Annotated in this window: 16 protein-coding genes and 1 pseudogene; 9 read left to right on the forward strand and 8 right to left on the reverse strand. The window is 66.6% G+C overall.

Features of this window, described 5'->3' with window-relative positions; genetic code table 11:
- The first annotated feature begins 320 nt into the window (after positions 1–320).
- Positions 321–551, forward strand: a complete 231-nt coding sequence (locus PSC72_RS16955; protein ID WP_274322605.1) for a hypothetical protein — start codon at positions 321–323, stop codon at positions 549–551.
- Positions 552–596: 45 nt separating this feature from the next.
- Here the strand turns inward: PSC72_RS16955 and PSC72_RS16960 are convergent, their stop codons facing one another.
- The 4 genes from PSC72_RS16960 to PSC72_RS16975 form a co-directional block, all read right to left on the reverse strand.
- Entirely contained in the window at positions 597–1,577 is a 981-nt protein-coding gene (locus tag PSC72_RS16960; protein WP_274322606.1) for an ABC transporter permease, read from the reverse strand.
- Entirely contained in the window at positions 1,574–2,581 is a 1,008-nt protein-coding gene (locus PSC72_RS16965; protein ID WP_274322607.1) for an ABC transporter permease, read from the reverse strand. The genes PSC72_RS16960 and PSC72_RS16965 overlap by 4 nt, the downstream gene beginning before the upstream one ends.
- Complete coding sequence (locus PSC72_RS16970; RefSeq protein ID WP_274322608.1) at positions 2,581–4,713, reverse strand: ABC transporter ATP-binding protein; 2,133 nt, start codon at positions 4,711–4,713, stop codon at positions 2,581–2,583. Before PSC72_RS16970 ends, PSC72_RS16965 begins: the two co-directional genes overlap by 1 nt.
- A gap of 132 nt (positions 4,714–4,845) precedes the next feature.
- On the reverse strand, positions 4,846–6,696 hold the full coding sequence (locus PSC72_RS16975) for an ABC transporter substrate-binding protein (RefSeq protein ID WP_274322609.1): 1,851 nt from the start codon (positions 6,694–6,696) through the stop codon (positions 4,846–4,848).
- 393 nt (positions 6,697–7,089) lie between these two features.
- Between PSC72_RS16975 and PSC72_RS16980 the strand changes: the two genes are divergently transcribed.
- The gene (locus PSC72_RS16980) at positions 7,090–8,151 is read left to right on the forward strand and encodes a mannonate dehydratase (RefSeq protein ID WP_274322610.1); all 1,062 of its coding nucleotides are present in this window, start codon (positions 7,090–7,092) and stop codon (positions 8,149–8,151) included.
- Positions 8,152–9,342: 1,191 nt separating this feature from the next.
- Here PSC72_RS16980 and PSC72_RS16985 read toward each other — a convergent pair.
- Positions 9,343–9,519, reverse strand: coding sequence for a hypothetical protein (locus PSC72_RS16985; protein WP_274322611.1), 177 nt, complete (start codon positions 9,517–9,519; stop codon positions 9,343–9,345).
- Between the two features lie 222 nt (positions 9,520–9,741).
- Here PSC72_RS16985 and PSC72_RS16990 point away from each other — a divergent pair.
- Together PSC72_RS16990 and PSC72_RS16995 are read left to right on the forward strand one after the other, a co-directional pair.
- Positions 9,742–11,169: pseudogene (locus PSC72_RS16990) on the forward strand (NAD(P)H-hydrate dehydratase); the annotation flags it as partial.
- A gap of 257 nt (positions 11,170–11,426) precedes the next feature.
- Positions 11,427–12,581, forward strand: a complete 1,155-nt coding sequence (locus tag PSC72_RS16995) for a DUF763 domain-containing protein (RefSeq protein WP_274322612.1) — start codon at positions 11,427–11,429, stop codon at positions 12,579–12,581.
- Positions 12,582–12,587: 6 nt separating this feature from the next.
- On the opposite strand, the gene PSC72_RS17000 is transcribed toward PSC72_RS16995, so the two are convergent.
- Positions 12,588–12,968, reverse strand: coding sequence for a putative zinc-binding protein (locus PSC72_RS17000; RefSeq protein WP_274322613.1), 381 nt, complete (start codon positions 12,966–12,968; stop codon positions 12,588–12,590).
- Positions 12,969–13,124: 156 nt separating this feature from the next.
- Here PSC72_RS17000 and PSC72_RS17005 point away from each other — a divergent pair, with 156 nt between their 5' ends.
- From PSC72_RS17005 to dgoD, 4 genes are all read left to right on the forward strand, one after another.
- On the forward strand, positions 13,125–13,358 hold the full coding sequence (locus PSC72_RS17005; RefSeq protein WP_274322614.1) for a DUF2249 domain-containing protein: 234 nt from the start codon (positions 13,125–13,127) through the stop codon (positions 13,356–13,358).
- Positions 13,359–13,456: 98 nt separating this feature from the next.
- Positions 13,457–14,338 (forward strand): NAD-dependent epimerase/dehydratase family protein, encoded by an 882-nt coding sequence (locus PSC72_RS17010; protein WP_274322615.1) that lies wholly within the window; start codon positions 13,457–13,459, stop codon positions 14,336–14,338.
- 187 nt (positions 14,339–14,525) lie between these two features.
- Positions 14,526–15,026: a TRAM domain-containing protein gene (locus PSC72_RS17015; RefSeq protein WP_274322616.1), complete on the forward strand. Its 501-nt coding sequence runs from the start codon at positions 14,526–14,528 to the stop codon at positions 15,024–15,026.
- A 101-nt stretch (positions 15,027–15,127) separates the two neighbouring features.
- Complete coding sequence (gene dgoD, locus PSC72_RS17020; protein WP_274322617.1) at positions 15,128–16,282, forward strand: galactonate dehydratase; 1,155 nt, start codon at positions 15,128–15,130, stop codon at positions 16,280–16,282.
- 651 nt (positions 16,283–16,933) lie between these two features.
- Here dgoD and PSC72_RS17025 read toward each other — a convergent pair.
- On the reverse strand, positions 16,934–19,153 hold the full coding sequence (locus PSC72_RS17025) for an LUD domain-containing protein (protein ID WP_274322618.1): 2,220 nt from the start codon (positions 19,151–19,153) through the stop codon (positions 16,934–16,936).
- A gap of 2 nt (positions 19,154–19,155) precedes the next feature.
- Positions 19,156–19,665 (reverse strand): LUD domain-containing protein, encoded by a 510-nt coding sequence (locus tag PSC72_RS17030; RefSeq protein WP_274322619.1) that lies wholly within the window; start codon positions 19,663–19,665, stop codon positions 19,156–19,158.
- Positions 19,666–19,828: 163 nt separating this feature from the next.
- On the opposite strand from PSC72_RS17030, the gene PSC72_RS17035 reads away from it, so the two are divergent.
- Entirely contained in the window at positions 19,829–20,614 is a 786-nt protein-coding gene (locus PSC72_RS17035; protein WP_274322620.1) for a TIM barrel protein, read from the forward strand.
- The last annotated feature ends 78 nt before the right edge of the window (positions 20,615–20,692 follow it).

Here is a 20,692-nt window from a genome sequence, read left to right on the forward strand (position 1 = left end):
GTGACATGAGTTCAGGCCGCCGGCTCACCGATCGAAATGGGTTGAACGGGGCTCTTGGACCATACGCTGGTCGCTCGCTGAACGTACGGTGCTCAGCCGTACCGCTATCGAGGAGTTGCGGTAGTCGCTGGAACGCGCGGCCGATCCATCCGACGAACTGCGGTTTTCATCTATAGAAATTATATATTGAAATTTGATAAGAATGAAGAGGTAGCTTGAACCACTCACTCGGAATTCCGGTCACGCTGGTTCGCCGAGGGGAGGAATCGGAGCGGTGAGACGACCGAAACACCGTTGGGGGTGGTCGTCGCAGATCCCCCATGGAAACGTTCGGCGATCGGTTCTGGGACGTGGTGTGCCTGTTCACGACACAGGCGTACGTGCTGCTGGCGGTATCGACGTCGCTCCTGGCGTTGACGCTGTTCTCGTGGCTCAACACGACGCCCGGTTCGGAGGCTCGGGCGATCAGCCGGTTCACGTTCGCCGTGTTGCTGGTCAACATCGTCGTCCTGGCCGCGATCGTCACGAAGTGCCGGTCACGGGACCTCTGAGGGCCGTCGAAGGCCGAGAGAGAACGAGAGCGCGACCGCGGCGCGTCAGTCCTCGTGACGGGCGCGGACGCGGGGATTGAACAGCTTGTCCGTCGACTGGGAGATGAGGATGAGGCCCAGCGACAGGGTGACGACGGCGAGGATGGGCCAGACGATCCAGTGGAACATCGACCACGTCGTCAGCGCGCCGTTGGTGTAGGCCTGGTCGATGAGCACGCCCCAGTTCTCCTGGGAGTAGGGAAGCACGCCCAGGTAGTAGAGCCCGACCGACGCGAACAGCACGCCGCGCATCGAACTCATGAAGTTGTACATGACGTAGGGCATCATGTTGGGCAGGATGTCCTTCGAGAGGACGCTCCGGGTCGTGACGCCCATCGCGCGGGCGGCCTCGACGTACTCCTCCTCGCGGATCGAGAGCACCTGCGAGCGGAGGTTCCGGGCGAGACCGCCCCAGCCGTTGATCCCGAGGAGTATCCCGATGAGGATCGGGTTCTTGGGATTGAGCGTCACCGCGAGGACGATGATCAGCGGCAGTCCGGGGATCGTCAGCGCGACGTCGGTCGCCGTCGAGAGCACGCTGTCGATCCGCCCGCCGGCGAATCCGGCGAGGGTCCCGACGATCGTCCCGACGACGACGACGAACAGCCCGCCGCTGAACATCATCGTCAGCACGGGCGGTGTCCCGTAGACGATGAGTTTGAGCAGGTCGCGGCCCTGCGGGTCGGTCCCCAGCGGATGGGCCATCGTCTGGAACGGCTGGGTGAGCCGCTCGCCGGCCCACATCGAGGTGGGCTCCAGCAGCCACGTGCCGAGCGTCGCCGTTGCGAGGTACAGCAGGACGATCCCGAATCCGACGAGCGCGCGGTAGTCGTTCAGCAGTATCTTCCCCGGGATGACCACGTACGCGTAGAGGATGTCCCGGAGCGTGTCTTCCCACGTGTACTCCACGTCGGAGACGACTTCGAGGGGGATCTCGTCGTCGTCGATCGCCGCGTCGGCGACGTTGTCGATGGACGCGTCGCTCATTTGGATTCACCTCGCGCTTCGATTCGCGGGTCGAGTTTCCCGTACGTCAGGTCGGCGACGAACACGCCGATGACGACGGCGATGGTGATGATCAGGAACGCGCCCATCATCACCGGGTAGTCCCGCCGGAGCGTCGAGTCCAGCAGGAGGTAGCCGACGCCGCGGTAGCTGAAGATCTGTTCGAGGATGACCGACCCGCCGAACAGGAAGCCGATCTGGATCAGCATCCCCGTGTACAGCGGGAGGATGGCGTTGCGGGCGACGTACCGGTAGGAGATCCGGAAGTCCGAGAGCCCGCGCAGGCGCGCGCCGCGGATGTAGTCCGACCCGAGGGTCTGGATGCTGTTGGCGCGCATGCTCAGCGCGATGCCGCCGAAGCCGGTCACGACGAGTGAGATGATCGGGAGCGCCCCGTGATAGAGGACGCTCTTGTAGAACGCCAGCGACCCCGGTTCGAGCCCGGAGGCGTACTTCCCGCCCTGCGGGAACACGTCCCACTGGAACGCGAAGAAGAAGATGAGCATGAACGCGAACACGTAGAACGGCGTCGAGACGAGGAACGTGGCGACCGAGGAGGTGGCGACGTCGAAGTTGCTCCCCTCGGTGTAGGCCATCATCGCCCCGAGCAGGATGCCGATGACGTACTGGCACGCGATCGCGACCGAGAGCAGGAACACCGTCCACGGCAACACGTCCGCTAGCAGGGTCGACACCTCGACGCCCTGGATGTACGAGTAGCCCATGTTCCCCTGGAAGGTGGTGACGACGTAGTCGATATACTGCCGCCAGAGCGGCTCGTCGGGCTTGACGTTCAGGTAGAGGCGGACCTGCCGGTTGATCTCCGCGTCGGACATCGTCGCGCCGTAGCGCTGGTAGAGCTCGGCGCGCATCCGGTCGATGGGACTGCCCGGCATCAGCCGGATCATGAAGAACGTCAGCGTGATCGTGATGTAGGTGACCAGGAACCCCATCCCGAGGCGGCGCAGGACCCACTTCCACTGCATCAGTCGTCACCTCCCACCGTCGCCGCGTCCTCGTGGATCGGCTCGCTCTCCCAGTAGGGGTGGCCCTCGCGCTCCCGGAAGCAGGCCGCCGCGTGGTCGGGGTCCTGCAGCTCCGGTTTCATCGTCGTACAGGCTTCGCGGGCCTTCGGACACCGCGGGTGGAACCGGCAGCCCGAAGGGGGATCGATCGGGTCCGGCACGTCGATGTCGACGATGGGCGCCTCGCCCGTCTCCTCGTCGGACTTGATGTTCGTCGTCGACCAGTGGAGCGCCTTGGTGTAGGGGTGTTTCGGGTTCTGTACGATCTCTTCGGCGGGGCCGATCTCGATGATCTCCCCGAGGTACATGACGGCGATCCGGCCCCCAGCGCGCCCGGCCAGGTACCGGGCGTTTGTGAGGTTGTGGCTGATGAACACGTACGAGGTGTCGAACAGATCCTGGAGCGTCAGCATCTGGTCCATCATGTCGACGCGCATCGACACGTCGAGCGCGGAGACGGCCTCGTCGGCGAGGATCACGTCCGGGTTCATCAGCAGTGCGCGGATGAGCGCGACGCGCTGTTGCTCGCCGCCGCTCAGCTGGTGGGGATACCGGTCGGCGTAGTCCTCGGGTGGGGTCATCCCCGCGGCTTCGAGCATCGCGAGGACGCGCGCCTGTCGGTCCTCCTTGTCCAGATCGGGTTTCCAGCGTTTCAGCGGCACCTGCAGGATCGGGGAGACCTTGCGGTTGGGGTTGAGCGAACTCCCCGGGTCCTGGTGAATGATCTGCAGCGCGCGTCGAATCTTCCCGTAGTCGGCGTCGTTGTCGCCGCGCTTGGCGGCCCAGACGTCGTCGCCGCGGTAGTTGACCGATCCACCGGTCGGTTCCTGCAGCCCGACGGCCGTCTTGCCGAGCGTCGTCTTGCCGCAGCCGGACTCGCCGACGACGGCGACGACGTCGTTCTCGTAGACGTCGAGGTCGACGCCGTCCACCGCCTTGACCACGTCCGGTTCGCTGAAGAAGTCGAGCAGGCCGGTGTCCTCCTCGAAGTGCACTTCGAGGTCTTCGAGCGTGACCACCGGCTCGTCGGACTGGCTGCCATCGTACACCTCCGCCGGGGCGTCGGACGCCTCTTCCTCCAGGACGAGCGGTAGTTCCCGTTCGACCTGGTCGTGGTGGTGACAGGCGACCTCCTGGTCGGGCGCGATCTGCGCCCGCGGCGGGTCGTCGGTCTGGCACTCGCTCGTCGCCAGCGGGCACCGCGGGTGGTACGAACAGCCCTCCGGGACGTCGACGGGGTCGGGCGCCGACCCCTCGATGGACCGGAGTTCGTCGAGCGGCGTCTCCAGGTTCGGGACGCTGTTGAGCAGCGACCGCGTGTAGGGGTGTCTGGAGTTGGCCAGATCGTCGGTCGGGAACACCTCGATCACGTCGAAGGCGTACATGACCGCGATGCGGTCACAGAGGTCCTTGACCAGCGGGAGGTCGTGCGTGATGAAGAGGATCGTCAGGTCGTACTTCTCCTGCAGGTCGTCGAGCAGCGCGAGGATCGACCGCTGCATCAGCAGGTCGAGCGCCGCGGTCGGCTCGTCCATCACGAGGACGTTCGGGTCGAGGATGAGCGAAAGCGCGACGAGCGCGCGCTGTTTCATCCCGCCCGACAGCTCGTGGGGATACGTGTCCAGCACCCGTTCGGGTTCGAGGTGGAGGTCGGTCAGGAGTTCGCGGGCGTGCTCCATCCCCTCGTCGACGTCCCGGTCGTGGGCCTTCAGGGTCTCCACGAAGTGCCCGCGGATGGTCATCGTCGGGTTGAAGAAGCTCATCGCGCCCTGGAAGACCATCGCGATCTCCTCCCAGCGGAGCGCGCGGAGGTCGTCGTCGTCGAGGTCGAGGACGTCGACCTGTTCGCCGTCGGCGCGGTTGTAGGTTATCTCGCCGGAGGTCTGCCCCGGGTTGACGACCGCGTCGAGGATCGCCGAGGCGAGCATCGATTTGCCCGAACCGGACTCGCCGACGACCCCCATGATCTCCCCGCGACGGACGTCGAGTGAGACGTCGTCGAGGACGCGGGACTCTCCCCGATCCATCGAGAAGCTGACGTCTACTCCCCGCATTTCGAGTACGTTGTCGTGCGTTACCGCCTGTTGTGACATGTGTTGTAGTTCTCGTGTCGAAGCTTTATCTTTAGCGTTTAATCATGTACTACTCGGCCACCGGAGATCGGGGCTGTCGGACCCTGATTCGTCGACGTTCGTGGCGAGATGCCGTCGAGGTGAGCACGTCACTCACTTCGGGCTCATCGCGGGGATCGACATGAACGACCGGTTCGTGAAGTTGATCCCCCACAGCGGGTCGTCCTTGGCCGGCCAGCTCCAGTCGGAGGTGCTGTACATCATGCCCCAGTTCTCGACGTTCGTCGGGATCGACGGCAGCGTGTAGTTGTAGATCCACGCGAGACGTTCGAGCTGCTTGGTGTACTCTTCGCCGGTGAGCTGCGCGAGGCCGTTGACTTCCTCGCGGACGTTGACTTCCTCCGTGCTCCCTTCCCAGTCGCCGACGGGCATGGGGACCTCGACGGTGGCCGGGAAGTGGACCATGCTGTTCTCCTCGAACATCGTGCTCATGTACGACACCGGCGTCAGCGCGCTCGCGTGCGTCCGCAGCGAGTCCCAGGTGTCGTCCGAGCGGCCCCACAGGATCGAGCCGAAGTTCTCGTTGACCGAGAAGCTCGTCTCGAAGCCGAACTGGTTCAGCTGGCTCATCGTCGCCTGGCCCGTCGTCGGCCAGTGGTGGTAGTTCGGCGAGATGTGGTCGATCGTGAACGTCTCGCCGTCGTACTGCCACGTCCCGTTCTCCTTCGAGAACCCGAGGTCCTGGAGCATCGACGTCGCCTTCTCGTGGTCGACCTCGTAGGTTCGGAGCTGGTCGTGGATGTTCGGGAGCGCCTCCTCGACGTTGAAGAACACGCCGTCGGCGCGTTCGAGCGCCGTCGTCCGGGTCGGGTGGGCGCGCCCGATGCCCTCGTTGTCGAGGACGTACGCGATCGCCTGCCGGAACTTCGGATTCGCGTAGATCTCCGGGACGTCTTCGGCGCTGGTGTTCCAGTTGAGGGCGAATCCCTGGACCGCCGTCCCCGCCCGGATGACGACTTCCTTGCTGTCGTCGCTCTGGATCCGTTCGATGTGTTCGGGCTGGGGAAGCGGACCGGCCTCGATGTCGCCCGAGAGGAACGCCGAGATCGGCTGTGCGCGGCCCCCCGCCGCGTCGAAGTTCTCGATGCGACCGGAGAAGTTCACGTCGGTGTGGTACCCCTCGTTCGGGACCAGTTCCGCGACCGTCTCGGTCGAGGACGCGATCTCCCACGGCCCGCAGGTGACAGTCTCGTCGATGGGGAAGTCCTGGAACTCGGTGAGCTCCTGGTCGATCGAGTTGATCTCCTCCTCGCTGGAGGCGTCTTCGAGCCGCTGGAGGAAGGAGACGAACTCCGTCTCCTCGCCGTTGACCTCGCGGGGCGGGTTGAGGTGGAAGTCCTGCGTGAACAGCTGTTTGGCGGCGTAGTCAGTGTTCAGCTGGCCGAGTTCGATAACCGCAGTCTTCTCGCCGTCGGCGTAGATGCGGTCCATGTTCGCCCACAGGACCGTGTCGTATCCCAGCTGTTTGTTGATCTTGAGGTTTAGGACGACGTCGTCGGCGGTCACCTCGTCGCCGGAGGTCCACTGCCAGTCGTCGAACAGTTTCATCGTGATCGTCCCGCCGTCGCGGTCGATGTCGAGGGACTCGACGCCGGTCTCGATGAACTGGTTGTACGTCTGGGTCGTCTCCTTGTTGAACTCCGCCGATGTCGACCAGCGGGCGAGGTGCGGGTGGACCGCCCACGCCAGCGCGTGGTAGTTCGCCGACTGCCCCCACGGGTTCCCGATCTGGGACTGGGACTCGATCGCCCCCGGCAGGAAGGTGTGGAACTCCGGCATGTTCCCGCCGCTGGTCCCGCCACCGTCGCCACCACCGTCTCCACCGCCCCCATCGCCACCGCCGTCGCCGCCGTCGCCGCCGCCGTTGACCGGCGTCACGTCTTGGTCGTTCGACCCACATCCGGCGAGCATCACCGCCGTGACGCCACCGGCCCCCTGGAGCATCCGACGACGCGAGATCTTCCCACCGCTATACCACTGGTTACCGCTGGAAGTGCCGCTATCTTTTGACATTGCTGAACGCCTGTTCGCTCCTTTACGACCGGTGTATTTATACCATTTTATTATTTCATTTATAGTACTCTCGCGAGTGAATGTTCTCCAATGCAATTGCGGTTTTCGTTCTCCCGCGATCGTGAGGGTGGCATCTGCCGTCGAAATGAGTGAACTAACGGCGTACGGACTCCTGTTTCGTCCTTACAGTCGTTCCGAGAGCCCGTCGTGCGGGAGAGTCGGTGGACCGACCGACGACTTCATCGGGGCGGTCGTTGACCGAAGCCGACCAATCCGTGACCGACGGGACGTACTTTTATATAGGTGAATCCGGTACTGGGCCCTATGACTGCGGGAAGCAGCACGTCTTCTCTCACCCTCGAAGAGCTTCCGATGCGGGTGGGGGCGGGACAGTTCATGGATCCGACGCCCGAGCGCTTGCGGTACGTGAAGCAACTCGGCGGGTCGGACGTCCTTCTGAACATGTATCAGGTCGACGATCCCGACTACGACCACATGCCCGACGACGAGCGGGTGCCGCTGTCGAGCGATGGGCCGTGGTCGGTCGAATCACTGTGCGAACTCCGCGAGCGCGTCGAGGCCGAGGGGTTGCGGCTCGCGGCCATCGAGAACGTCCCGGTCTCGTTCTACGAGGACGTGATGCTGAACGGCCCGAATCGCGACGCGCAACTCGCGGCCCTCAAAGAAACCATCCGGAACATGGGTGCGGCGGGCATCCCCATCTTCGGGTATCACTGGGCGCCGGCGGGCGTCTGGCGGACCGGGTGGGAGGAGACCCGCGGCGGCGCGGACGTCTCGGTCTTCGACGGCGACGCGATCGACACCGAGGAGTTGACCCACGACCGGGAGTACTCGGAAGCCGAACTGTGGGCCAACTACGAGTACTTCCTCGACGAACTGCTCCCCGTGGCCGAAGAAGCGGGCGTGACGCTGGCGTTGCACCCGAGCGACCCGCCGATGGAGCGACTGGGTGGGGTCCCCCAGCTGTTCCGGAATTTCGAGAACTTCCAGCGGGCGATGAACTATCGGGACAGCGACTATCACGGCCTGGATCTGTGTCTGGGCTGCTGGTCGGAGATGGGCGCGCCGCTCGAAGACGTGATCCGCTATTTCGGCGAGCGCGAGGAGATCGTCTACGTCCACTTCCGCGACGTGTCGGGGACCGTCCCGCGCTTCGCCGAGGACTTCATCGACCGGGGCAACTACGACGAGTACGCGCTGTTGAAACTCCTCGACGAAGTGGGGTTCTCGGGACTGATGATCCCCGACCACACGCCCCACCTCGAGGGCGACACCGACTGGGAGCACCGCGGCCGCGCGTTCACAATCGGCTACATCCGCGGCATGCTCCGGGCCATGCGAGCCGAGAGGCCGTCTGGGACGTAGCGACACCGGGCATCCCTTTTCGCGGTCCACTAACCGGCCGACGCTCTGCGTTTCTCTCCGACGAAGTCCGAGCGTCTGCTACGACTTTACCTCGCGCTCTGCTATTGATCCACTCATGTTGGAAACGGTGTTCTCGCGAGATATCAGGTAAAATTCTCCGGGAGAGTACCAGGGGATCCACGAGCGCCGTCTTCGGTGAGGTGCAACACCGGGAGACGAACCGAGAGAGATTACAAACATAATCTTGCAATTTGGACCGACTGGTTCCAGCGATGATGGAAATTAGCAACACGCAGGTTCCCGGTAACCGAGTGAGGCGCAAATTTAATCCAACGGAACGCTGGCACCGACCCGATATTCTGGTGGCTACGACCGGCCTCAGACTTGGCACACCAGGCTGGTGAGCCACCACACGTCGCCCTCGACTTTGGTTTTCGACTCCGACCGACTTTCGCCGTATTCTATCGACCTTTTTACCGCCACATATTATCAGAATCAATCTAATACGACCGTTTAATAAAATTCTCTACTTTTTATTGAGGAAAGTATCTGTTTGAGAGTCTAAGAACATATCTCTGGAAGTCAAACACAGCCCAGTAGCTGATCTCGGGTACCAATAGAACAGAACGACCTCGATCTCCAGGTCGCTGCGTGAAACCAGAATAGATCGCCTGTAAAGCCTCAAAAGCCGAAGATATGCGCCTTCCCATGCAACTGTTGCGTCACTCTAAGGTGCGGCAATATGTGTCGTCACTGCCGGATAGTTTTCCGCCCGTACCGCTTCGCGTCCATCACGAAAGTCGCGGATCTCCCCTTTTAATTCCGTAATACTGCTGTTCTTCTGACTGTCCTCTCCGATCGAAGGGCTATAAGATAAATTTCGGTGTTATATATCTATATATTATATGTCTGTTCGTTGTGGAGATTTCCCCCCACCATCGCATTATGGTCAAGCGGGGAAGACCCGGATCCCGAATCCGGTCTGGGGTATCGGGTGGATCGACAATTAAGGGAAGCGAGGTGGTGTCTGATTACAACGGGACGACGTGCAACGGCGTCCCGTCGGCGAATACTACGAATAGTGGACTCCGACGCGGAACGCTGAACCCGGGCAGCCGAGTCACAGGACCGATCGAAGCGGCCGCTGGCGACGGGATGGCTTCCGTCGAGCGGTGCCGGGCGTCGTGCTGTTCACTCGTCGGAGTACTCGAAGTACTCGATCCGGTCGCGGTCGATCTCTTCCCACGTCCCGTCGGTCAGCTGTTCGGTCACTCGATGGATATCGTCCTCACCCGGGAACAGGAGGATACGGAGCCGTCGCGGCGCGGTGTCGACGGGGTGGTATTCGAGTTTGAAGATCTCTTCCATGCGAGTTCCACCGGCCCGGCACCAGATTCTCTCTGGCAGACACAATAACGTCTGCTATTTACGGAGCGGGCGCTGGGCCTGTTCAGCGGGGGAATTCGCCGGACGGTGGACGAATCGTCCGCCGTTTTCCCCTGGTGCGAGTCCCGGGCGCCGGCAGGCCGGTCGCGGCCGCCCTGCAGTATCCGCCCGGCCACCGATTACGCGCGGCGCCGTACCGCGGGCATGCTCACGGCTGACCGGATGCGAGCCGTCGAAGCGAACGCGGTTGCGCTCGGCGTCTCGCGGAGGCAACTGGCGGAAGCGAGCGGGAGCGCCGTCGCCCGCGAGGTGCGCGGGTGCGCCGACGCGGCGGCGAGTGTCGCCGTTGTTGCCGGACGCGGAGCCAACGGCGGCGTCGCTCTCGCCGCGGCGTGACATCTCGACGAGTTCGATCCGTCGGTCGCACTGCTGGGCCGTCCGGAATCGATCGCGACCGCGACCGGGCGGGCAAACTGGGCCGCCGTCGTCGCGTCGGAACTCGACGCGCAGTCGATCGCGGACCCGCGTGCCATCGACCTCGCCGGCGCGGACGTGGTCGTCGATGGGATACTCGGCGCCGACGTCGCCGACGTGCCGGACGAACCCGAACGGACGGCGATCGAGGCGGTCGACGGCTGCGAGGCCACGGTGGTCGCCGTCGATGTCCCGTCGGGGCTGAACGGGAACACGGGCGAGACGCCGGGCGCCGCCGTCGACGCCGACCGGGTCGTCGCTTTCCACGCGAGAAAGCCCGGCCTCGACGCCGCGGCCGGCGTCACGGTCGCTGACGTCGGCGTGCCGTCGGCTGCGGAGCGATTCGCCGGTCCCGGCGACCTCCGGCCGATCCGCGGACGAATGCGGGGCGACCGCGGAGCGGACGACTCCGGGCGGATCTTCGTGATCGGCGGTGGCCCCTACACCGGCGCCCCCGCGCTGAGCGCGCAGGCGGCGCTCGGGGGCGGCGCCGATCTGGCCTTCGTCGCGGTCCCCCAGGCGGTCGCGGACCCCGTCAGCGGGTACGCCGAGGACCTCATCGTCCAGCCGTACCCCGGAGCGCACCTGACGCCGGATCAGGTCGACGACCTGGTGCAGACGGCGACGTCCCACGACGACGTCGTCGTCCTCGGTCCGGGACTCGGCGACGCCGACGAGACTCTGGAGGCCGTCGAGTCCTTCCTCTCGGCCTACGACGGGCGCGCGGTCGTCGACGCGGACGCCATCCCGGCGGTCCCCGCGGTCGAGACCGACGCGACGCTCGTCCTGACGCCGAACACGCACGAACTGCAAGAACTCGGCGGGCCGTCCGTCGAGGACCTCCGCGAGTCGGCCGACGAGATCGAGTCGTTCGCGGACGATCTGGGCCACGCGATCGCGGTGAAGGGCGCCGAGACGGTCGTCACGGACGGGACGGAGACTCGCGTCTCCCGCGCCGGCACCCAGGCCCTGACCGTCGGCGGGACGGGCGACGTCTTCGCCGGGGTGACCGCGGCCTTCCTGGGCGTCACCGCGCCACTCGACGCCGCCTCCGCGGCGGCCTACGTGAAAGGCCGGGCCGGCGAGCGACTCGCCGAGCGAGTCGGCCCGGGCTTCGTTGCGTCGGACCTGCTGCACGAGATATCGCCCATGATCCGGCAGGCCGGAGCGGGCCGAGACGGTGCGGGGCCGCGCGGAGGGAGCGGCGGGCCACACCGGAGCGCAGACGTGCCGCCCGCGGGCGGCGATCGGCCACCCCGAGGCGGTACGCCCCGCGGTCCGCAGCGGTGAGCGCAATGGGTCGTCCGTCGCGGTCGGCCGCTCGGCCGCTCAGCGGTGCGAACGCGCGAACCCGCCGCGGTTTCACTTCCGCTCCGTGGCGCTCACTCTTGGGCGTCCCGGCCCTACCGCGCGACATGGCTCGACGCACGAGCGCGGACCTGCCGCTACACTCCGGATCGGCGCCCTCCTGGCTGTTCGACCGGATGGTCGACCTCAGCGGCGCCATCGCCGAGGCCGTCGTCGCGGAGTACGGCCGGGAGGAGCTGCTCCGACGGCTCGCCGACCCCTACTGGTTCCAGGCGCTGGGCTGCGTCATCGGCTTCGACTGGCACTCCTCGGGCGTCACCACGACGACCATGGGCGCGCTGAAGGAGGCGCTGTCCGCCGAAGACCACGGGATCGAGATCGTCGGCGGCAAGGGCGCGACCTCCCGCGAGACGCCCGACGAGATCGACGCCAGCCCGCTCGGCCTGCCGCCGGGGGCCCGCGACGACCTCCGGTACACCTCGCGGCTGAGCGCCACCGTCGACAACGCCTGCGTCCAGGACTCGTTCACCCTGTATCACCACACGATGGCGATCACCGAGTCGGAGTCGTGGTGCGTCGTCCAGCAGGGGATGAACGACTCGACTGCGCGGCGATACCACTGGCTCTCCGACGACGTGGACGACTTCGTCGAGGAGCCGCAGGCGGCGATCTGTTCGCAGGGCGGGGCCGACACGCTCGATCTCACCGCCGAGGCCTCGGCGGAGACGCGCGCGGCGTCCGTCGACCTCGTGCAGGACGACCCGGCCCACCTCAAGCGCGAACTCCGGGGCGAGACCTCGCTCGCCGACTTCGGCGGGGGCGCCCCGAGCGTCGACGACGGTGGGGGCGGACGGAGCGGTACGAGAGCGCTCGACCTGCTGGCCGAGGACCCGGATCTGACGATGCCCGCCCACCACGAACTCCGGGACGCCGACCTCTCCGAGCGAGCGCTCGACCAGCTGGAACGGGCCTACGAGTACCAGCCCGACAGCTACGAGGAACTCCTCGACCTCGACGGGATCGGGCCGGGGTCGATCCGGGCGCTCGCGCTGATCGCGGAACTGGTCTACGACGCCGAGAGCTCCCGCGAGGACCCGGCGAAGTACGCCTACGCCCACGGCGGCAAGGACGGGACGCCCCAGCCCGTCGAGCGCGAGCGCTACGACCGGTCGATCGAGTACATGCGGTCGATGCTCGACGGCGCCGAACTCGACCGCGAGACGAAACAGCAGTCGCTCCAGCGCCTCGCCGAACTGGAGTGAGACGAGTTAGCCCGTGGCGTCGACGCGTTCGACCTCGTCGGCGACCTCGTCGAACAGGCGCTCGGCCTGCTCGTCGTCGTAGTCGGTGTGATACTCTTTGGGCACGCCCTCCTCGGCGAGGTTGACGTGGTAGTCGGGCGTGACGCCGTGGTCGTCCAGACAGGCCCGCGCGCACTCCAGCGGGCAGCCGTCGATCACGACCGCGGGTCGGCCGGACGTCGCGGTGTCGACGAGCGGGGCCACGTCCCCGCCGACGCCGGCGATGCAGGACATCTCCGCCAGGCGCTCGCGGTCGAGCCGGACGGCGATGTCGTTGGCCAGCTGGGCCGCGCTCGAACAGCCCGAACAGGAGTACACGAGCGGCAGGTCGTCGTAGTCGGCGGTCATCGGCCCACTCTACCGCGCCTTCCGCGGAAGGGGTTGCCCCGAACGTCGTTCGCCTCCGTGCCCGGATCCCGACGGCGGGGCCCCGCAGACACTCGCGACCGGACGAAGGTATTCGCACGAATCCCTTCGGCGGTCGCGGTCGTCGGTCCCGACGCAATGGCCGAACAGCAACTCGATCTGCGCGAGGTGCCGCCGCCGGAACGCCACCCGAAGATATTCGAGGCCTTCGAGGCGCTGGAGAGCGGCGAGGCGCTGGCGATCGTCAACGACCACGAACCGACGCCGCTGTACCACCAGATGGCCGCGGAAGTCGAGTCGTTCGACGCCGAGGGGTACACCGTCGACCGCGTCGGTCCGAACGAGTTCATCGCGACTCTACCGAAGAAGTAGCGGGCCGGCGACGTGACCGATCCCGCCCGCGACGAGCGGCCGCGAGCGGTCTCTCGGCACCGCGTGATTTTATACCGACCCTGCCGAGAGAACGGACGATGACGCTCTCGACGATCGCGGTGACCGGCGGCAATGGGAAGATCGGGCGGGCGATCCTCGGGGACCTCTCGGATCACGGCTACGAGACGGTGAACGTCTCGCGCGGGAAACGGCGCGAGGACGTCTCGGACGCGTACGTCACGACGGACCTCCTGGACGCGGGGGAGACCTACGGGGCGCTCGCGACGGCGGACGCCGACGCCGTCGTCCACATGGGGACCATCCCGAACCCGGACGGCAACCCGCAGTACCGGACCTACGAGAGCAACACGATGTCGGCGATGCACGTCCTGGAAGCCAGCGAGGCCCTCGGACTGGAGTCGTGCTGTCTCGCCTCCAGCATCAACGCGATGGGCGCCGAGCACCAGCAGCGGCCGCCGCAGGTCGAGTACCTCCCGGTCGACGAGGCCCACCCCCGGACGCCCGACGACGTCTACGGCGTCGCCAAGCACGCGATGGAAGTGACGGCCGACGGGTTCGGTCGCCGGCCCGACTCCGACCTGACGATCGCCACGCTGCGGTACCCGTGGGTGCCGAACGAGGAGGAACTCGTCGAGAGCTTCGTCGAGCCCGACCGCTCGCTGGAGGCGCTTGCCGACGACCCCTGGAGCGGGCGCGACGTGCTGTTCTCGTACCTCCACCTCGACGACGCGGCGGTCGTCGCGCGCAAGGCCGTCGAGGCCGACTACGACGGTCACGAGTCCTTCTGGACGGTCGCCGCCGACACCACCGCCGACGCTCCGACCGCGCGACTCGCCGACGAGTGCTTCCCCGAGGCCGAGCGCCGGAGGGACCTGGAGGGCCACGAGGCGCTGTTCGACCTCTCGAAGGCCGAGGCCCTCCTCGACTGGAGGCCCGAACGGAGCTGGCGCGACTACTGAACTCTCGGATGGGCCGCGTCAAGAGACGATCGGTCCACCGGGTCAGGTTCCGGATGGCCCCCACCAGCGGTTCTCCCGGCTGCCGGGTCGCAGGCGTCGTCGACGGCGATGGGGATCGAGCGCGTCGCCGGCCGTGGCTCGATAGAACCAAGTGGTCCGGGGGCCTGCGTGCGAGACAGAGCTACGAATGGAGATCTCCGATCAACTTCGCTGTCTCTTCTCCGCACAGGTAGAGGAACGAGACGGATCGTACGTCGTCGAGGTGCCGAAGCGGGAGGTCCGACGCGGCGGGATCGAATCCGACGAGACGTATCGCGTGGCGCTGGTCCCGTCGCCGGCAACGAACGAGCGCGAGCAGCGGCAGACGAACGGAACTCGGTCCTCTGGCTCGGACTCGTCACAGTCGTCGAACGGGGACCGGGCGAGCGGGAGCGGCGACGCCGACGAGTCGACGAACGGGAGCCGAGACCGCGGCCGGCAGCGACCGCCGGTCGAGGAGGGCGAGTCCCGTCGCGTCGAGATCGAGGACATCGGCGAACAGGGCGACGGCATCACGCGCGTCGAGCGGGGGTTCGTCGTCATCGTCCCCGACACCGAACAGGGCGAGCGCGTCGAGGTCGAGATCACCGACGTTCGGGAGAACGTCGCCTTCGCCGAAGTCGTCGAGCGCCTGAGCTACTACGAGTGAGGCCCGGCTTCGGGGTCGCGTCGGCAGTGTTTCGCCAGTCGCTGACCGCCGGACAGAACGCTTAACCGAACCCGTATCGCACGTCCGGAACAGAACCACCCGTGACGACGATCACCGACTACGAACTGTTCGAGGTACCGCCGCGCTGGCTCTTCCTGAAAGTCGAGACGAGCGACGGAACCGTCGGCTGGGGCGAGCCCGTCGTCGAGGGCCGCTCGAAGACCGTCGAGACGGCCGTCGAGGAGCTGATGGACAACTACCTGCTCGGCGAGGACCCCGCGGACATCGCGGACCACTGGCAGGCGATGTACCGCGGCGGCTTCTACCGCGGCGGCCCCGTCCTGATGAGCGCCATCGCCGGCATCGACCAGGCGCTGTGGGACATCAAGGGCAAGCACTTCGGCGCGCCCGTCTACGAACTCCTCGGCGGGAAGGCACGCGACCGCGTCCGCGTCTACCAGTGGATCGGCGGCGACCGACCCGCCGACGTGGGCGACGCCGCCGAGGAGCGCGTCGAGCAGGGGCTCACGGCGCTGAAGATGAACGCCACGCCGGAACTGCGCCGCGTCGACAACCCCGCGGCGGTCGAGGCGGCCGTCGACCGCGTCCGGACGGTCCGCGAGCGCGTCGGCGACGAGGTGGACATCGGGCTGGACTTCCACGGCCGCGTCGCCAAGTCGATGGCCAAGCGCATCGCCGAGGCCGTCGAGCCCTACGAGCCGATGTTCGTCGAGGAGCCCGTCTTGCCGGAGAACAACGACGCCCTCCCCCACGTCGCGAACCACACCACCACGCCCATCGCCACCGGCGAGCGGATGTACTCCCGCTGGGACTTCAAGGAGGTCTTCGAGCAGGGGGTCGTCGACGTCATCCAGCCCGACCTCTCTCACGCCGGCGGGATCACCGAGGTCTCGAAGATCGCGGCGATGGCCGAAGCCTACGACGTGGCGCTGGCGCCGCACTGCCCGCTCGGTCCCATCGCCCTCGCGTCGTGCTTCCAGGTCGACGCGAACGCGCCGAACGCGCTCATCCAGGAGCAGAGCCTCGGTATCCACTACAACGAGGGGACCGACGAACTGGCCTACCTCGCGGACCCGTCGGTGTTCGAGTACGAGGACGGCGCCGTCGCCGTCCCCGACGGTCCGGGACTCGGCATCGAGATCGACGAGGACTACGTGCGCGAAGCGGCCGAAGAAGATGTCAACTGGCACAACCCGGTCTGGCGCCACGACGACGGCGGCGTCGCCGAGTGGTGAGCGGCCGCTGCTCGGTCTGAGGAAGTGTGGTTTTCGCGGCGTGAAAGCGGGCGAGCCGCCCCGAACGTGAAATCAGTGACAGTGACAGAGTGGGATCGGGCGGGGCGGTGCCGTGGCAAGATGGGGCCCGTCTGGCACGAGCCATCTGATCAGAGGGCCTGCAACGGCATAGCTGTCCGGCCTCAAATCTTAGGCCCGGGTGAACCGGTTCAGTTCCAGCGGGACGAAGGGGTGTTCCCCGCTCGGAAACTCCATGGTGATAGTAACCTAATATGCTTGGTATGAGTGAGTATACGTCTGGAAAGAACAATGAGACCGGCTCGATCGTCGCTGTTGCCGATCGCTCTCTGGTCAAAACTCGCTGACGACGATACGGGTGTTCTAATCCGCAAATACCGCGTTGCAGATCAGGTCCGCCCATGGCCGGCAGGACCACAAGCGTTACTCTCTCCTGGTGGTGAAGTTTGTTCGCGAATCAGCGGCGTTTAGGCTTCTTCGCGGATTTCTACTCTGATTCTGGGCTGTGTTCGGTGCCGCTGGCTGGTTCGAGTCTGTCGCGGCGACGATACGAAATATAATTTCCCGATCAGTGTATGGGAGATGTCTAATCTGCGTGTTCGAAAGCGTCGACTCCTCGGCGGAGACCGGGGATTATCGGCCGCGCCTCGGGTCGAGGAGCTCGATGGGGTGTGCCGGCTCGCGGGCGAGGAGCGCGTCGATCTGTTCGAGGCAGGAGGTGCCGCTCGCGACGGGGATCCGGTCGTCGTTTCCGGGCGCTTCGAGTTGCTCGCCGAGTTGCTCGCCGACGTCCATACTGATCTCGTAGTAGTCGGTCTTGTAGCCGAAGCTTCCGGCCATCCCGCAACACTCCACGTCGGTGGTCGTCACGTCGTAGCCCAGCCGTTCGAGGACGGCGACGGTGTGCGATTCCAGCCCGAGCGTCCGCTGCTGGCAGTGGCTGTGGTAGACGACGCCCGGTCCGTCGGCGTCCGGGCCGGTCAGGAGGGCCTCGTCTGCACCTTCCTGGGTCAGGAGGCCGTAGACGTACTCCAGGACCTCGTAGCTGTTCGCCGAGACCGTCTCCAGCGCGTCGTCGTCCTCGGGGAGGAGCTTCTCGTACTCGCGGTCGATCATCGCGAGGTCGCTCGGTTCGACGACGACCACGTCGTAGCCGTCGGTGACGTATTCCGAGAGCGAGTCGATCACGTCTTCGGCGTGGTCGGTCGCCGTTCGGACCATGCCCTGCGAGAAGGGTGCGCGGCCGCTGGCGCGCACGTCGGGGACGGACACGTCGCAGCCCAGCGCTTCCAGCGTGCGGACGGTCGCCTTTCCGCGCTCGGTGAGGACGTGGTTCGTGTAGAGGTCGGGGTAGACGACGACCTTCCGGCCGTCGGCGGATGCGCTGATACCGCTCGTCCGCGTTTCGGCCCACTCGCGGAACGTCTCCCGGCGGAAGGTCGGGAGGTCGCGGCGGCGGTCGACGCCGAGCACGCGCTCCATCGCCCAGCGGCTCGGCCCCGCGTCGGCCAGCCAGTTCGACAGCGGCGCGGTCGCGCTCCCGAGCTTCGCCGCCGTCTCGAAGTTCCCGAAGAAGCGCTTGCCGAGCGGCGGGCTCGCGTCGTCCTCGGCGTCGGGCGTCAGACCGTCGACGAGCGGGTCGAAGTTCCCCTCGTCGGCGCCCCGGTTGACCCGGTCGCGGACGACCGTGTTGATCCACGGGATGTCGATGCCGACCGGACAGGCGTTCACGCAGCGCGTACACCCGGTGCACAGATCGTTGAACTCCGCCGCGACGTCCTCGCCCTCGATTCCGGCTTCCCAGCCCGTCGCGATGCCGCCCGAGTACGTCTCGCCGCCGAAGGCGTGGCCGCCGACGCTCTGGAAGTTGGCACAGCTGTTCGAACAGGCCGAACACCGGATGCAGTAGAGCGTCTCGCGCAGCTGATCGTCGTCGCGCATGTCGAGGCGGCCGTTGTCGACGAGCACGAGGTGGAAGTCGCGGTCCGCGTCGAGTTCCGAGAGGGGCGTCTCGTCGTCGCCGAAGTCGACGGTGGGCGTGTCGACCGGCGGGGTGAACAGCGAGATGTAGGAGGTGATGTCCTGTCCGGTGCCCGAGCGGCCGATGAGTTCGACGAAGGGAGCGAAGTCGCTCACCGAGGGGACGATCTTCTCGACGCCGGCGACGGCGACGTGCGTGTCCGTCGCGGCGACGGACTTGCGGGCGTTGCCCTCGCTCGTCACGAGCGCCATCGTCCCCGACTCGGCGGCGATGAAGTTCGCACCGGTCATGCCGACGTCGGCGTCCTCGATCAGTTCGCCGAGGTGCTCGCGGGCGAACTGGGTGAGTTCCTCGGCGGTCTCCAGCGGTGGGTCGGGGTCGAAGCGCTCGTTGAGCAGGTCGGCGATGCCCTCGCGGGACTTGTGGATGGCCGGCGCGACGATGTGGCTCGGGGCCTCGTCCGCGACCTGCAGAACCCACTCGCCGAGGTCGGTCTCGACCACGTCGACGCCGTCGGCTTCCAGCGCCTCGTTGACCTCCAGTTCCTCGGTGGTCATCGACTTGCTCTTGACCACCCGCTCGGCGTCCTCGTCGGCGACGACCTCTCTGATGTACTCGTTTGCGTCCGCGGCGTCGTCGGCGACGTAGACCGTCCCGCCGTTGTCCTCGACGGTCTCGCGGAGCTGTTCGACGAGTTCGGGGAGGCGCTCGATGGCGTCTTCCTTGATCGCGCGGGCCTGTTCTTTGAGTTCCTCGTAGTCGTCGAGCCTGGCGACCGACTCGTAGCGGCCGTCGTTGAACGCCGTCGTGTTGGCGCGGACGGCGGCCCCCTCGGTGTCCATGAGCCGGCGGTAGTCGTCTTTCTTCGCCACGGTCACTCCCCCTCCAGGACGACCGCGGTCACCGTTTTCGGCCCGTGGGCCCCCTCGACGAGCGCGCCCATGTCGGCGGTGGCGCTCGGCCCCGTCGCGACGATCCGGCTCCCTCTTGCCGTCTCGGGGTCCGCGTCGAACGCCTCGAAGGCGGCCTCCATCTCGCCGACGACGTCGCTCTCGCGGAGCACGGCGACGTGGTCCTCGACGAAGAGGCTGACAAGTTCGGCGCCGTCGGCGGTACCGGGGAGGACGAGCGACCCGTAGTCCGCGATGCACAGCGACGCGGGCGTGACGCCGACGGTCGCGTCGTCCAGTTCCGCGGGCGTGGGGTCGACGGTCACGGGCGTCTCCTCCAGCGAGACGGGGAGGTCGGTCAACGCGACGCCGACGGCCGGTCCGACGGCCAGATCGGCGATGGTCTCGGCGAACGCCGCCGGCCGGACGCGGCGGGTCCGCACGCCCGCCGCTTCGAGGTCCTGACTGAGGCCGTCCGCACTCCCGGAAGTCATGGGACGAACGTCGGACTCGTCGGTCTTGTGTTTTGCGGGTCCCCGCCGAACGGAGAGGTAGTTTCAAGACCCAGCGCCGACTGGACCGGCACATGTCTGACGAGCGCGGACGACGCGGACGACACGCAGCGAACCGGGCCCAAGCGGCGGTGACGGCACCGTGGTGACCTTCGACGTCAACGCCGGGATCGTCGGTGAGTCGGTCCCGGACGGGATCGAGCGCGCCGCGGACCTGGGCGTCGGCGCCGTCGAGTTCTTCGACTGGGAAGGCGCGGACCTGGACGCCGTCGAGTCGGCCTGTGAGATGCACGGGGTCGACGTCGCGGGCATCCTCGCGGCCGGCGCGGGGTCGAACATCGACGACCGCGACGCCCCCGCGGCGGTCAACCCGTACGACCGCGAGACCGCCGTGGCCGACGTCGAACGGTCGCTGGAGGCAGCCGCCGACCTGGGTGCAGACGCTCTCATCGTCACCGTCGGTCCGGATCAGGGGGGCTTCGACCGCGACACGCAACGGCGTGCACTCGAACGCGTCCTCTCGGACGTGGCGCCGACGGCCGAAGACGTCGGCGTCACGGTCGTCGTCGAACCCCTCAACACCGTCGTCGACCATCCGGGCTACTTCCTCGAATCCTCCCGGGAAGCGTTCGACATCACGCGCGCGGTCGGGAGCGACCGCGTGCAGGTGCTGTTCGACGTGTACCACCAGCAGATCACCGAGGGCGACGCGATCCGCAACCTCACGGAGAACGTCGACCAGGTGGGCCACGTCCACGTCGCCGACAACCCCGGCCGCCTCGAGCCCGGCACTGGCGAGATCGCATACGGTCGGATCTTCGACGCGCTGGACGACGCCGGGTACGACGGCTACGTCGGCCTGGAGTTCTTCGCGACGAGCGACGGCACGTCGATGGACGAGGCCGTCCGGTCGACGCTCGAACTCGCCTGAGCGGCGGCGTGTCGGCCGTCCACGTCGGTCGAAACTCTCGCGTCAGCGGTCGACGGGCCGGTCGCGAACGGCCGACCC

The organism is Halosimplex aquaticum (assembly GCF_028747785.1).
In the GTDB taxonomy this organism is placed as follows: Archaea; Halobacteriota; Halobacteria; order Halobacteriales; family Haloarculaceae; genus Halosimplex; species Halosimplex aquaticum.